Source organism: Sporomusa sphaeroides DSM 2875 (genome assembly GCF_001941975.2).
Taxonomy (GTDB): Bacteria; Bacillota; Negativicutes; order Sporomusales; family Sporomusaceae; genus Sporomusa; species Sporomusa sphaeroides.
In genome coordinates, this window is the sequence record NZ_CP146991.1 from 147,514 (window position 1) to 162,933 (window position 15,420).

General features: G+C 52.1%; 10 protein-coding genes. All 10 read left to right on the forward strand.

Features of this window, described 5'->3' with window-relative positions:
* Positions 1 to 564 precede the first annotated feature (564 nt).
* The 10 genes from SPSPH_RS00575 to SPSPH_RS00620 all read left to right on the forward strand — a co-directional run bounded on the left by SPSPH_RS00575 (position 565) and on the right by SPSPH_RS00620 (position 15,408).
* On the forward strand, positions 565 to 3,465 hold the full coding sequence (locus tag SPSPH_RS00575) for a GAF domain-containing sensor histidine kinase (protein ID WP_075752218.1): 2,901 nt from the start codon (positions 565 to 567) through the stop codon (positions 3,463 to 3,465).
* Positions 3,466 to 3,476: 11 nt separating this feature from the next.
* Positions 3,477 to 4,970, forward strand: coding sequence for a sigma-54-dependent transcriptional regulator (locus SPSPH_RS00580; protein WP_075752220.1), 1,494 nt, complete (start codon positions 3,477 to 3,479; stop codon positions 4,968 to 4,970).
* Between the two features lie 206 nt (positions 4,971 to 5,176).
* Positions 5,177 to 6,865, forward strand: a complete 1,689-nt coding sequence (locus SPSPH_RS00585) for a methyl-accepting chemotaxis protein (protein WP_075752222.1) — start codon at positions 5,177 to 5,179, stop codon at positions 6,863 to 6,865.
* A 164-nt stretch (positions 6,866 to 7,029) separates the two neighbouring features.
* The gene (locus tag SPSPH_RS00590; protein WP_075752224.1) at positions 7,030 to 7,449 is read left to right on the forward strand and encodes an RrF2 family transcriptional regulator; all 420 of its coding nucleotides are present in this window, start codon (positions 7,030 to 7,032) and stop codon (positions 7,447 to 7,449) included.
* An 11-nt stretch (positions 7,450 to 7,460) separates the two neighbouring features.
* Positions 7,461 to 8,846, forward strand: a complete 1,386-nt coding sequence (locus SPSPH_RS00595) for a cytochrome ubiquinol oxidase subunit I (protein WP_075752226.1) — start codon at positions 7,461 to 7,463, stop codon at positions 8,844 to 8,846.
* Positions 8,837 to 9,841: a cytochrome d ubiquinol oxidase subunit II gene (cydB, locus tag SPSPH_RS00600; protein WP_075752228.1), complete on the forward strand. Its 1,005-nt coding sequence runs from the start codon at positions 8,837 to 8,839 to the stop codon at positions 9,839 to 9,841. Before SPSPH_RS00595 ends, cydB begins: the two co-directional genes overlap by 10 nt.
* Positions 9,842 to 9,920: 79 nt before the next feature.
* Positions 9,921 to 12,026 (forward strand): WD40 repeat domain-containing protein, encoded by a 2,106-nt coding sequence (locus tag SPSPH_RS00605; RefSeq protein WP_075752230.1) that lies wholly within the window; start codon positions 9,921 to 9,923, stop codon positions 12,024 to 12,026.
* A gap of 21 nt (positions 12,027 to 12,047) precedes the next feature.
* Positions 12,048 to 13,451 (forward strand): hypothetical protein, encoded by a 1,404-nt coding sequence (locus tag SPSPH_RS00610; RefSeq protein WP_075752232.1) that lies wholly within the window; start codon positions 12,048 to 12,050, stop codon positions 13,449 to 13,451.
* 14 nt (positions 13,452 to 13,465) lie between these two features.
* Positions 13,466 to 13,846 (forward strand): DUF1257 domain-containing protein, encoded by a 381-nt coding sequence (locus tag SPSPH_RS00615; RefSeq protein WP_075752235.1) that lies wholly within the window; start codon positions 13,466 to 13,468, stop codon positions 13,844 to 13,846.
* Between the two features lie 14 nt (positions 13,847 to 13,860).
* Positions 13,861 to 15,408, forward strand: coding sequence for an AAA family ATPase (locus tag SPSPH_RS00620; protein ID WP_075752237.1), 1,548 nt, complete (start codon positions 13,861 to 13,863; stop codon positions 15,406 to 15,408).
* Positions 15,409 to 15,420 lie beyond the last annotated feature (12 nt).

A 15,420-nucleotide genomic window follows, 5' to 3' on the forward strand; every position in this document is an offset into this window, starting at 1 on the left:
TTATTTGTATTTGGGAATGTACCTTATTTCCAGCTAAACAGGCTTTTGCGGCAGATTTACATTTTGGCACGATTTTTGCTACAGTTGAATAATATAGCCGGAATGTCAGCTCTATATTTTGTAAAAAAACTGTTAGGACATGATTTTTTTGCAGCATAACAAGTTGTTGAAGCCATAAGAGTAAACTCGTTGCAGCGCAGTTGAACCATCGGGGATTCGTGTGGGGAGTCTACCCCGCCAGAACTAACGCCGTTTATAGGCAGGAGTCTTGACTCACTAATTTAGATCAAGAAAATCTGAGTAATACGGGGGCTGCCGTGCACAGGTACAAAAAAACTTATGCGCGGCAGCCCTTGTCAGTTGCAAATAGAGCATATTTTCACGAAAGGATTCTTTACAGGTTTGACTAAAATTGCTATAAAGAAAACACGGCTTGTGCCGAGCCTTTGGTGACAGCGGCAGCCGATGTTGCCCTTATCCTGTTCTTAAGAAAGTTATACTTTCTGTTAGGATAAAGAAGTAAGATCCTGATAAATCGTGAGATAATGAGGTTGGTGCAAGATAGTGGGAAAACATTGGCTGATGCTGGTTTTGTCGGTTGGTCTGCTCTGTATATATAGCCTTGACTGGATTTATTGTGACCAGGAAACCAGGCGCTATGCCTGGATACTGGATAATTTCACCGAACGCCTGGAGCGCACATTACAGTCTGAAGTAAACCAGCACACGCATGCTATAGAGGCTGTAAGAAGATTCATGCTGACCGGTGAGGCAATACCTGATAAGGAGACGTTTGAACGCTTTGCCAGGCGGTTGTTACCTTTTTATCCTGAAATCATTGAATTGTCCTATTCTGACGCAAATTATATCATACGCTATCTGTATCCGGAAGGGTCGGGCCTGAGCCGGATTGGTGAAGATCTGACCGATATAAGCCGATCTCCGTATTTTCTTACTGCTACGCTTAAGGCCGAGCGGGAACAGATTATAACGGTAAACAGGCTGCCTATTGTAAAACAGGCAGGCGGCGATGTTTTAGAATATAGGGCGCCGCTTTTTGTCGGCGACAACTTTCGCGGCATGGTTTGGGTGACCGTTGCGCCAATTACGGTTTTGCATAAGGCTGTAAAAAAAGTTGATCCGGCGCTTGAGCACAATGAGTGCATGTATCATGTTGAAGTCGGTGTGCCGGACAGCGATCCGTTTTACATGGCTAATCATTTGGCGGACAACTCGCCTGTGCGGGAATTTACGCTTACTGTTGCCGATGTACAGTGGCAGGTAAAAACAGGCTGGAGCCGGGTGCCGCGCCCTAGTATCTATATACGCGGACTTATCTGGGGTTTAGGCATCAGTACGCTTAGCCTGCTGCTCCTCTTGATTAATGGTTTAATACGGCGGCAAGCCTGGCTGTTACAGGCCGTTGACCAAAAAACCCGGGAACTCTTGCTGAAAAACAAACTATTGGAATTGGAAATGCAGGAACACCGAAATACAGAACAGGCGCTGCGGCAAAGTGAAGAGCGTATGGCTACTTTGCTTGCGGCCGTCCCGGACAAGCTGTTCCGGGTAAGCCGGGCCGGTAAGATTCTGGATGTCGAAGTAAAAAAACCGGAAGATTTATACATGCCGAAAGCGGAAATATTAAACAAAAACATAGTGGATGTGCTGCCGGCAGAGGTATGGAAAAAATTCCTGGACGCCGGTGAAAAGATGTTAACTACCGGTGAACCGTTGACCGTGAAGTATCAACTTGCGAAAAATAATGTTAAGAAAGAGTATGAATCCCGTTTGGCAGTAAGCGAAAAAGATGAAATACTGGTTATTATCCGTGATATCACGGAGCAGCGACAGGATGAAGCCTGTGAGCGGCTGTTAACGCAAATTTCAGCTAAAGTGCTGGAAGAAGCAAGCATTGAAGATATATTAAGCTATACCTGTGAGCAATTGGCGGCTGTTTTCTCGATATCATTTGCCCGCGTATCGCTGAAAACTGATGATGGCACAGGCAAAATCAGTGCTGTTGCCGGCAGACTGGCAAAGGTGGAATCCGGCAGGCTGAGATGCAGCGAAAAAGGCCGGTTAAGCCGGTTGGCTATCAGAACCGGTGAGCTGCAAGTGGTTCAGCACAAAGAGCGGTTATCAACCTGGCAAGAAACACTCATTGCCGAGTCGGGTGCGGACAAGGACGCTATTCAGTCTGAGATTGCGCTGCCTCTCAACTTGAAGGGGAGCACTGCCGGTGCGCTGTATCTTATAAGCAATATCCCCCATTATTGGAATGAACGGATTGTGGCCCGGCTGCAGCGTTTTGCCGGTCAACTGGCAATAGCCGTCAGTGCGGCTGCCAGCCGCCAGCATCGCAGGCTGCTGATTGCCGGATTGGAGGCTGCTGCCAATGCCATTGTCATTACCGACAGGGATGGCAATATTGTCTGGGTTAATTCGGCCTTTAGCGTCCTGACCGGCTATGCTGAGGACCAGGCTTACGGCCGGAACCTCATGCCTTTATCAGGCTATCCGGATGAGAGCTTCTACCGCCAGTTTTGGCAACAATTACAGACGGCGGCAGAGGTATGGCGGGGTGAGTCAGCCCATTCCCGGCAGGACGGCAGTTTATACGAAGAAGTCATGACAATTACGCCTGTTCGCAACAATCAGGGGGAAATTGTAAATTTCATTGCCATAAAGGAAGATATAACTGAACAAAAGCTGGCTGCCGCTGCGATGGAAAGGGCAAATGCGCTACGAGCGCAAGCTGAGAAACTCTCTTCGCTTGGCACCATGGCTGCCGGTCTTGCGCATGAAATTAATCAACCGCTTAACTCCATAAAAATGATAGCCAGCGGTATGGTGTATGCGTACAATAAGGGCAAAGAACGGCCGGTTAGCGATCTTATGCGTAATGTCGAAGAAATATCAAATCAGGCTGATCGCATAAACCGGATTATTATGCACATGCGCAGTTTTATCCGGCAGGATGCCAGTCAGGCGGCTTATTGCAATCTTAATGCTGCGGTGGAACAATCGCTTAGAATTATTGGCAGCCAATTAACAGCACATGGAATCCAGATTCAAACAGAATTGGCTGAACATATGCTGTTAGTTTATGCGATACCCACGGCACTGGAAGAGCTTATTGTCAATCTGGCATCTAACGCCATGCAGGCCATGGATTCGGCAGAATGCCGGGACAAACGGCTGCTTATTCAGACCTGGGCGGACCAAAACACAGTAAATTTAAAAATCTCAGACACTGGGCCGGGTATCCCTGCCGCTAACCGAAGCAGGCTGTTTGAACCCTTTTTCTCGAGTAAACAGGGCGGGGACAATCTTGGTTTAGGATTGCCGATTGTGCAGGCTATTGTTACCTCCTGCCAGGGAACCATTACCGTTGTTTCCAAGGAAAATGAGGGAGCCGCTTTTTTGATTACTCTGCCTGGCAGCAGAACTGAAGCAGTGTAGGAGGCAAGGTTATGGAGATATTGCTAGTCGAAGACGACCGGCATAGCCGGGAGGCGGTAATGTGGTTTTTGCAGGAACAAGGACATAAGGTGACCGAGTGTGATAATGCCCGGGAGGCACTGGCTAAATGGAGGGTAGGAGATTATCCGCTGATAATCTCAGATATTCAGATGCCTGGCATGTCGGGATTGGAGCTGGCAAACGCCATTAACGGACAGCCTGACAGTTGGCGCACCGATGTTGTATTATTTACCGGCTATGGGGATATGAAAACCGCAGTGGCGGCACTGCGGGCAGGAGCCTATGATTATTTGCTGAAACCTGTGGATGCTGAAGAGCTGGCGACAGTTATTCAGCGGGTAGCGGAACACCAGGCTTTGTTGCGGGAAAACCGGGAGCTAACTAAGAATTTTGATGCCCGGCTTAAATCAGCGACAATGCATACAGTACAGGAGTTAACCCAGATGCGCAAGCTGGTGGCAGAGACGGTAATGGGTAAGGTCGGCTTTTTTTCTCCCCAAATGCAGGCAATAAAGGCCATGGCGCTACGGTATAATGAAGACAGAACAATTCCAGTACTGCTGCAGGGAGAAACAGGTACAGGCAAAGAAGTGATTGCCCGTCTCATCCATTATGGTTCGGAGCTTGATTCGGCGGCAGCTCCGCTGGTTGAATTGAATTGTGCAGCCATTCCGCACAATTTATTTGAAAGCGAGTTGTTCGGTTATGAAGGCGGCGCTTTTAGCGGCAGCTTAGGACAAGGAAAAAAAGGCAAGCTGGATGCTGCGGCCGGCGGTACGCTGCTTTTGGACGAGGTAGCCGAGATGCCGACGGAAATCCAGGCTAAACTGCTCCGGGTCGTTGAGACCAAAGAATACTACCGGCTGGGTGGTTTGCAAAAAATAAAGGCAAATGTACGGATTATTTGTGCTACTAACGTTGATTTGGATAAAAAAATGCAAGAGGGGTCATTTCGCAGTGACCTGTATTACCGCCTGAAAATAGGCCATCTGGTTATTCCGCCATTAAGAGAGCGGCAGGAAGATATCGTGCCGCTGGCGGCAATGTTTTTACGGGAGTTTTCCCAAGCCAGGAAAAAACGTTTTAGCGGCATTAATAACGGGGCGCAGCAGCTCCTGCAAACATATAATTGGCCGGGAAATGTGCGGGAGCTGCGCAATGCCATAGAGTGGGCCGTTTTTATGTATAACGAGGAAGAACTACAGCCATGCCACCTCGAAAAGGTTGTTAAAGGAACCTTAGTGCCTGCCGGCGGCAGGGCAGCTGTCGCCACTGGCGAAAGGCGCATTATCCTGCCTTTGCCGGAGTCAGGACTGTCAATAAAAGCATATAATGATCTTATTGTTCAAGCAGTTCTGGATGCTCACCACGGCAATCAGACGGCCGCGGCTAAGTATCTGGATATGTCGCTTAGAGCTTTTTGTTACCGTTTAGAGCAGATGCGCGGCAGGCAAGCCGATAACGAAGCAAGTTCCAAACAATAATTGCATAGTATTGCCGGTATGACTATGCAATTATTGTCGAAAATGCATAGGATGCAATTGACGAAAAGAGAAAAGTTTTGTTGAAAAAAGTAAGATAATATCTGTGTTCGCGGCAAGCGTAACCCTGCTGTCCTTTAAGACTGGCATGATTGTTGCATCATTCACAAATGCAACGAAATTATGTCCAGAAAGGCGAGGGAAATCAAATGAATATCACGATTGGTAAAAAAATTACGGGAGGCTTCTTGCTTGTTGTTGGTCTGGTAGCAATCATGAGTATTTTTAGTTATTTCAAAATCGGCGAAATCGAGGAATCTTATGAACAAACCATGAACAATAACTTGGAAAAAATGCGTATGACCCAAGGGTTTGCTGCCGATTTAGCCAATGAGGCGGTAGCTATGAGAAGGTTCAATTTCACCGGTGATGTGTCAGATTTACCGGTTTTTGAGGAATATCGGAAAAGCTCTGAAGAAAAGCTGACTGTTTTACAACAAATGATACAAACCGGAAGAGGGAAGGAACTTCTCCAGCAGATGAAGGCCGACAAGACTGCCTATGAGGCAATTGCCCAAAAATCGATAGCGGCTAAACAGGCAAACAACCTCGAACAAGTTGCACTGCATATGCAGGCAGCAGGTGGGCCTTATAAGGCGGCAATGGGTGCGGCCGAGGAATTGGTACAAGAAATCGAAGTAATTGTCCGGGCGGAAGCGCAAACTCAGTCAGAAACGGCTAAAGAAAGCCAGATGCTGATATTGATTATTAACATTCTGGTAGCCTGTATCGCGGTTGCTATTGGGATCTTACTCAGCCGAAGCATTGCCAATCCGCTGAAACGGATAACGGTTGCCTCCGGTGAAATTGCACAGGGTAATCTGACCCATGAAGATGTTATTATTGATTCTGCAGATGAAATTGGTCAGGTAGCACGGGCCTTTGTTACCATGAAGGCCAATCTGAAACAATTAATTCGGCAAATTGCTGCAACCACTGAGCAGGTGGCGGCCTCTTCCGAGGAACTGACTGCCAGTGCCGAACAGTCGGCCCAGGCAACTGAGCAGGTAGCCTCAACCGTCAATGACGTGGCCACAGGGGCGGAAAGACAAGTGAGCGCCGTTGTTACGGCGGCTTCGGTTGTGGAACAAATGTCTGCCGGTATTCAGCAGGTGGCGGTAAATGCCAATGATGTGGCCCGGATGGCGGATAGGGCGGCGACCACAGCCCGGCAGGGGGATACGGCTGTGGATGCCGCAATCACCCAAATGGCCAGCATTGAAAAGACGGTGGCCGGTTCGGCGCAGGTAGTGACAAAGCTAGGTGAACGCTCCACGGAAATTGGACAAATTGTCAATACTATCTCAGGGATTGCCGGGCAGACAAACCTGTTGGCGCTAAACGCCGCAATTGAGGCGGCCCGTGCCGGGGAGCAAGGCCGGGGCTTTGCCGTAGTGGCCGAAGAGGTGCGCAAGCTGGCTGAACAGTCCCAGGAAGCGGCCAAACAGATTGCCGCCCTGATTGGAGAAATCCAGACTGAGACGGAAAACTCGGTTGTGGCTATTAATGAAGGTTCGCGGGAGGCAAAAATCGGCGGTGAAGTCGTCAATACTGCCGGCAAAGCATTTAAGGAGATTGTTGATCTTATTGGCGCTGTTTCAGAGCAAATCGGGGAAATCTCAGCTTCCATCCAGCAAATGTCGGCAGCCAGTCAACAAATTGTAACAGCTGTACGGGATATTGATAAAATCAGTAAAGATACCGCCGGGCAAACACAAACAATTTCGGCGGCAACAGAAGAAACCTCAGCCTCAATGGAAGAAATTGCCGCTTCCAGCCAGGCGCTCGCCCAACTGGCGGAAAATTTACAGACAGCAGTGCAGAAGTTTAGATTGTAAAAAAGGCGATACAATGACATTCCTGGGGGATAAAAATTATCCCTTGGGAATGTATTTTTTTTACGAATATATATTGACAAAAATTGGGCAATGGCAGTACAATGAAATCAATACTATACCAATTCAGTATTGATTAATTATGACAACTAGAAAGAGGTGATGCTGTGCAGCTTAATCAGGCCACAGATTATGCATTCCGGGTAGTATTATATCTTGCGGGGCTGCCGTCAGGGACGGTGGAAAGCGGTGTAATTATTGCCGAGCGCCAGAATATACCCTACCGGTTTCTCCAGAAGATTGTACGCATGCTGGCAGCGGCCGGGCTGGTGAAATCGTATCGCGGGGTAGAGGGCGGGTTTGCCCTGGCAAAATCGCCGGACAATATCACATTATATGATGTTATTACCGCTATGGAAGGGCCGCTCGGTATACACCGCTGTCTGGCCGAACGCAATGCCTGCAATAAAAGCTGCGGGCAGGAGTGCCCGGTGCATCATGCGCTGGCAGGCATTCAGGAACGGCTGGCAGCCGATTTATCAAGTGTGACTTTTGCAGCATTAGCTGCTGAAGCTAAAATTAAGTAGGAGGTAGGAGTATGGAAGAATTACTTTTATCCCGCTGGCAATTCGGGATAACGACAGTCTATCATTTTCTGTTTGTGCCGCTGACGATCGGACTGTCGCTGATTATCGCCATTCTGGAAACTATCTATGTCCGCACCGGTAATGAAATGTATAAGCAGCAAACCAAGTTTTGGGGCAAACTATTTCTTATTAATTTTGCCATGGGTGTGGTCACAGGTATTGTTCAGGAATTTCATTTCGGGATGAACTGGTCTGAGTATTCCCGGTTTATGGGCGATATCTTTGGTGCGCCGCTGGCGCTGGAGGCGCTTACCGCCTTTTATCTGGAATCCATTTTCTTGGGGTTATGGATTTTCGGCTGGGACCGTATACCCAAAGTGCTGCATGCTGCCAGTATCTGGATTGTGGCACTGGCTACCAATCTTTCGGCCTTTTGGATTCTGGTTGCCAACTCTTTTATGCAGAATCCTGTGGGGTATGCCCTGCGAAACGGCCGCGCAGAAATGACCGACTTTATCGCACTTATTACTAATCCCTATGTTTTCTACCAGTTTCCGCATACTGTCTTATCAGGTTTGGTCACTGCCGGCTTCTTCGTACTTGCCATCAGTGCCTATCACCTGATCCGGAAAACCCATGTGGATTTTTTCCGGGCATCCTTTAAACTGGGGCTTGTCTGGACGACAATCAGTTTGTTCCTCTTAATGGGCAGCGGTCATGCCCAGACACAGTTTATTGCCAAGGCGCAGCCCATGAAGCTGGCTGCCGCCGAAGCCTTGTGGGAAACGGCCAATCCGGCGCCTTTTGCCGTAGCCGCCCTGATTGATGAGGAGAACAAAACCAATTCATTTGAAATCAAGATTCCGGCCATGCTGTCGCTTATGGCTAATAATGATCCCAACACTCCGATCAGGGGGATTAATGATATTGAAAAAGAGTATATTGCCAAGTATGGCCCCGGCAACTATGTGCCGGCAGTAACCCCGGTATTTTGGAGCTTCCGCATTATGGTGGCCGCAGGCAGTGCGATGATGCTGATTGTGCTGGCAGCCGGTTTTCTGTGGTGGCGCGGCCAACTGGAGGCCAAACCCTGTGTACTGAAAGCAGTGTTATGGAGTTTGCCGCTGCCGTATATCGCCAATTCGACAGGCTGGTTTGTCACCGAAGGCGGGCGTCAACCCTGGATTGTGGTTGGCTTGCAGCGGGTGGAAGAGGCGGTATCGCCGTCAGTTGGCGCAGGCAGCATCTGGATTTCGCTGATTGGCTTTACCGTGGTGTACGCTTTGCTGGCCATTGCCGCCATATATCTTGTGCAGAAGTTTGTGCGGCAAGGTCCGGTGGATACTCCGGTTACTCCGACTAAACCGGCAGCAAAGGGGGCGACATTGTGGAGTTAAGTGTACTGTGGTTTGTTCTGGTTACGGTGCTGTTTATTGGCTTCTTTTTCCTGGAAGGGTTTGACTATGGCGTAGGGATACTGCTTCCTGTTTTGGGGAAAAACGATACCGAACGCCGGGTGCTGATTAACACTATCGGCCCGGTTTGGGATGGCAACGAGGTATGGATGATTACCGCCGGCGGAGCCATGTTTGCCGCCTTTCCACACGTGTATGCCACCATGTTCAGCGGTTTTTACCTGGCCTTGTTCCTCATGCTGATGGCCCTCATTGTGCGTGGTGTGGCCTTTGAATTTCGCAGTAAGGATGAAAATCCTGCCTGGCGCACAACCTGGGACTGGCTGATTTTTTTCGGCAGCGCGATACCTGCCTTGCTCTGGGGCGTTGCTGTTGCCAATTTAATCAAAGGTGTTCCCATCAACGCGAATATGCAGTATGTCGGTACTTTCTTCGATTTGCTTAGTCCCTATACGCTGGTTGGCGGTCTGGCCTTCCTGCTGGTCTTTATCTTCCATGGCGCTATGTATCTGACACTCAAAACCACCGGCGAGATGGTGGAACGCGCCCGGAAGGCTGCTGTTAAGGCCGGGGTGCCGGCAGCCGTATTCTGCCTGATGCTTGTTGGTATGACCTATACCAATACCGATTTATTTGCCAGTACCGGCGCAGGCATAACTCTCTGGGGGGCAGTTGTCTTGTTTGTCGGCGCCTATGCCGCCGTGTATGCCAAACGCTATGGCCTGGGCTTTACTTTAAGCAGTCTGACGATTGCCTTCACGACAGTAGCTTTTTTCTGGGGCCTGTTTCCCCGGCTTATGGTATCCAGTCTCAATCCGGCCTGGAGCCTGACAATCACCAATGCGTCATCGTCGCAGTATACCTTGCAGATCATGACAGTGGCGGCGCTGGCACTGGTACCTGTCGTGCTTGTCTACCAAGGCTGGGTATACTGGACCTTCCGCAAGCGGGTTACGGCTAAAGACCTGGAGTATTGATTCAGCGACTAAGCGACAGTACCTTGCGGAACTTAAAATGTAGGTGGCGTAAGATACTAGGTACGGGTGGTGAGGGGCTATGGCGTTACAGGACGAGGATAAAGAGTATTTATGGCAGTTATCCTGGATTTATCCCGGTGGTTATATAACCGAGCTTGAAAGCTTGGCAGAAGCTGTGATTAAGGAGCAGCTGGCCGGCGGGGAGCGTCAGAATATCCGGGAAATCGTCTGGGGAATTATGGCGAAAATCCAGCCGGAACAGGAGAATGACTTGTCAGAAGCTGCGGCTGACGATGCCGCAGCGGCTCAGGCGGAGGCTGAAGCTGTTATACGGGAAAAGGTACTGGCAGCTCTGCGTGACGGCCAGCCCCACCTCCCGGCTGAAATGGGGCCGGAGGTAATTGGTCACCTGGTGGAAGCGCTGGCAGGCAAGGATGAACTGGCGGCTAATGCCCGGGAAGCCCTTACGCGCTTAACTGACGGCAGTGCTATTGATACCTTATGCGGGCTGTGGGCCGAGTCCCGCAACCCGCACCTGGAGCAAATCATTCTGGATGCCGGTTATCTGGCATCACAGCCACTGGGATTAAGACTTTTAACTGTGCTCAAGACCGGTGCCGACAGACGGATGCTGGCAGAAGGCCCGGCACTGATCCCGGAGTTGCTGGCGGCAGTGGATGATGCCGATAGAAGCATTGCCGGGCGGGCCAGGCGTCTGTTGCTGACCCTGACTGACCGGCAGGCCATTAATGCGGTATGCGAAATGGTGCTTGCCGGAGAAAACGAGCGGCTGAAACATTGGGCGGCCATTGCCCGTTACGCTCCGGCCACAGCCAGTAAAGCCGCTCTCTATTATTGCATTACCGGACAGTGGGAGAACTATTATGCACTTGACTGGCAAGAGACCAGGCCTTTGCTGACCAAAGGCTATAATCAGGCCACTCCTGCCGAGCGGCAGCTGTTTTTGGCAGCTGCCCGCCGCAGCGGTCACAGTTTGCTGCTGGCCGGGCTGTTATTGGAAGGCGGCAGCCGGGATGAGTATGAAGAGCTTACCGATGACGACTGGGCAGCCATGCTGGATATGCTGGTCAGTCAGGAACGCTGGCAGGAGCTGTACCGTTTGACGTATCGGGCGCCGGCCGGCTGGGCTGCCGAGATTGTGCTGGCTTTGGACAGTGCCGGCTGGGTGCCGAAGAACTGGGAGTATACAGGCTGGGAAAAAATTTGTGCCAACTGCCCGCCGGCCGGCCGGGAGCTGTTTGTGCCGGCCGGAAGGCAGCCGGTTATGCTGGAGACGCAGGAGGTGCAAGCGGTCATTGAATGTGTTGCCATCCATCCAAATGGGCGGATTGTGGCCGGCGGCGGCAGCGACGGGCGGCTGCGCCTGTGGCAGGTGGCCAGCGGCAGCCTGTGGCGTACGGTAGACCTGCATACTGACGGTATTACGGCAATAACCTTTACCCCGGATGGCCGTTATCTGGTGACTGCCGGCCGGGAGGCCAAGGTGCATGTCTGGCACATGCCTGATATTAAATGGGTGAGCAGTGTCAGCGGTCAGCCTGGCTTGGTTACTGCCATAACAGCCGATAACGGCGGCCGGCTGTTGGCGCTGGCATGTCCCGGCGGTGTGCTGCCGGCACGGGTTTGGACCTGGGACGGAGCGTACATGAACAACCGGGGACAGTATCCCGGCAGCCTGTTTGCTGCCGGTACCCTGAATCTGGAGCAAAGCAAAGCGGCCGGCGGCGGACGGGACGGCAAAATCCGTATCTATACGCTGGCCGGCGGCAAGGGGGGGAATCGGTCCTGGGCAGCCCATGCCGGGCCGGTTAAGGCCATGCTGTTCAGCGGCGACGGGCGGCTGCTGATTACTCATGGTGCGGATGATATGATTAAGGTCTGGACAGTTGAGGGCAGTAAGCTCTTATGGAGCGCTGGCTGTTCGGGCAGGCTGCTGGCAGTCAGCCGTGATGCGGCTGTGGCCGCTGTGGCCGGACCTGGGGGCAGTATCGCCCTGCAGCAGCTGCGTTTTACCAAGCCGCTGGCGCTGGCAACTCATGCGGACTGGCAACAGGCGCTGGTGCTGCTGGCGGCGCCTGAATGCCCGCCGGAGGCCAGGCAGGCAACCGCCTTTTTCGAGGCTGTGCTGGCGGCTAAATTTCGTTATGATATTACTTTAGCGTGAGTGTGGTAAGGGGTGATGCCAATGGCTGGAGGCCTGACTATTGATTTTGGCAATTGCTATACGGTGGCAGCCTATTGGCGGCAGGATGTCCGGCAGGCGGAGGTTTTATATATTCCCGGCGTGACCCGCCCGATACCGGGAAATGCCGTTGGTCAGGCGAAAAGGGTGTACGCGGCTCCGTCTTTAATCAGCTATGGAGCAGCCGAGGCCGGTGAGGTATTGCTGGTCGGGCAAGAGGCGGCAGAGGGACTGAGCGGCGTGGCTGTTGAGCGGAAACTATTTAGTAACTTACAGGCCGACGTAATTACCGGCAAAACGGTGTATAGCCTGGCCGGCAGACGGCGGCTGAGCGGACAGGAGATCGCCGGAGACTACTTAGCTTCGTTTATCAGCCGTGCCGGTCAGGCTCTGGGATTAGCCGGTGAAGCGGCTATTATGTTTACGATGCCGGCAGCGGCGTGCCAATCGGAAAAGATTTGGCAGCGTTACCGGCGCTGGCTGGAAAATGCCGTCCGCCAGGCGGGCTTTAGCCGTTTGGAATTGGTAGAACAACCATGGGCGGCCGCCAGGGGGGCAGGTATGCCGCTTAAGCCTGAGGCAGTATATGTTGTTATTACGGTAAACGCCGATATGGTGGAGGCTGTCATTGTCCGGGTGACTATTCCTGCAGGCAAGGAAAACATGGCAGATGCCAGGTGTTTGATGTCAGGGCCGGGCGGCTGCTACCCTTATTCAGGCGGCAGCGGTTCTTTTTCCCAGGATGATACCAGTAAGCGGCACCTGCGGGTGCTGAGCCGCTGTGCCGAATGGCTGACCGGCGAGGAGCCGGGCGGTGAACCGATGCAGTTGACAGCTATTGTACAGCAGGTGTTACGGGAGGCTGAGCGGCTGGGGTATCCGGTCGGCAGCCTGGCAGGGGCAGTGGTAACAGGCAGTAGTGTAACCCCGGCGATTGTGGCAGCACTGCACAGCCTTTTTACCGGGATTCCGGTATATGATAAGCAGCCGCTGGCTGCTGCCGCTTGCGGCGGCGCAGCTCTGGCCGCCGGGGAGGATGCCTGCGGCTATATCCGCCATAGCTATGGTTTGCGTTTTTTAGCGGCAGCAGGTTACCAGTACCGTGAGCTTGTGGGAGCAGGCATGTTTTATCCGAGTACCGGCGCGGTCGGTGAATTTACGGTTAAGGCCAGCTATGACGGGCAGCAGGAGTTTGCGTTATTTATCTACCGCCTGGAAGATGGCGGGCAGTGTATTAATGAGGACAATCCGCTGATTTTGACAACCCGGCTGCCGGCCGCTAAAGGGCAGGCAGTGCTGACAGTCAGCGTCAGCCTGGATAGTGCCGGGCAGTTACTGGTAACAGCGACAGCGGCCGGCAGCGGCGAACTGCTTGCAGACAGGGCGGTAGTCGCTAAGTTAGTGTAAAGGAGGAGCGTGTGATGTCGCATTTTACTCAGGTGGCAACCAAGATAAAAAATAAAGAGATCCTGCTGAGTGCCTTACGGGAATTAGGCTATGAGGTTGAGGAAAATACCCTGATTACAGGCTATCGCCGGCAGGAAACCCCGGTTGATATTGCTGTCCGCATGCAGCAGGGATATGATATTGGTTTTGTGCTGGGTCCTGACGGCACGTACAGCTTTGTGACCGACTGGTTTGGCGTGCAGGGGACCAATGAACAGGAGTTCACCACCAAGGTTCAGCAGCAATATGCGCTGACCACCGTCATGGAGCAGGTACGCCGCCAGGGCTTTAATGTTGTGGAACAGCAGCGGGACGCCGGCGGGGAAATACGCCTGACGGTGAGAAGATGGGTGTAGAGGAGGTTAACACTATGGATAATTTTGCCGAACAATTCGATACCTATATCAGAGCGCGGGTTACACTCATTGTCATCGTGACACCTGAAGAGCAGCGCGCCATCGAGCATGTTAAGGCTGTGTGCGAGCAAAAAAACCGCACCTGCCTGTCCTGGGACGTTGCCGATGCCTTTACGGTGCTTACCGGGCGTACCTCCCTTGATTTAAAGTGCCGGGATCCGCTGGTGGCGCTGGATTTGATGGAAAAGGAAGGGATGGAGAATACCGGGACAATTTTTGTCTGCAAGGATTTTCATGACTTTTGGACCAATCCGCCGGTCAGGCGTAAGCTCAGAAGCGTTGTGCAGCGTCTGACCCAGACCCGGACCTCCCTTGTCATTACCACTCCCACTGGGCAAATTCCCGACGAGCTGCAGGATGAAGCCGTGGTTATGCATCTGAAACGTCCCACCGGGGAAGAGCTTGACGGCGTACTTGACGGACTGCTGAAAGGGGCCAATGTCAAAATCAATCTGACAGATACCGGCCGCGAAAAGGTGGTGCAGGCCGCTATGGGGATGACGGCAGGCCAGGCCCGCCGCGTATTCTCGAAGGCCATTGTTACCTGCGGCTGCTTGGATGACCGCAGTATTTCCCTGATTACCGAAGATAAAGCCCAGCTTGTGCGCCAAAGCGAAGCCCTGGAATTTTTGAATACCAGCGAGACGGCTGAAAGTGTCGGCGGCCTGGGAGTGTTGAAAGACTGGCTGCGGCTCAGGGAAATGGCCTTTACCAAAGATGCCCGTGAATACGGTTTGCCGGCGCCTAAGGGAATTGCCATGGTAGGTATTCCCGGCACCGGTAAGAGCTTAACCGCCAAAATGATCAGCAGTCTGTGGCAATTGCCGCTGCTCCGGCTGGATGTCGGCGCGCTGTTTGGCTCTTATGTCGGTGAGTCGGAAGACCGCACCCGCCGGGCGCTCAATATTGCCGAGACCATTGCCCCCTGCATCCTGTGGGTCGATGAGATTGAAAAAGCCTTTGCTTTTGGCGCCGGTGACGCCGGTACCAGCCAGCGGGTATTTGCCACCCTGTTAACCTGGATGCAGGATAAAAAAGCGCCTTGCTTTGTAGTGGCTACTGCCAATAACATTGCGGCATTACCCCCTGAGTTAATGCGCAAAGGCCGGTTTGATGAGATATTCTTCCTCGATTTGCCGCATATGGCCGAACGCCGCGAGATTTTTGCCACCCATCTTAAACGGCGTAATCGTAATCCGCGTGATTTTGACCTCAAACGCCTGGTGAAAGAATCGGACGGCTATGTTGGCGCCGAGATTGAACAGGCCATTATTGATGCCATGTACTTAGCTTTCAGCGATAATATGCGTGAAATCACCACCGAGGATGTGGTTATTTCGCTAAAACGCCAAGTGCCGCTGTCGGTTTCCCAACGGGAAAATATCCAGTACCTCAGGCAATGGCTGCACGAGGGACGCGCCCAGTCGGCCTCCTATCCGGGCGAGGTTGCCGGGGAAACAGGTTCCGCTCAGGTGCTTTTGGAAATAGAAGACCAGGACTAAGGCCAGCACTAA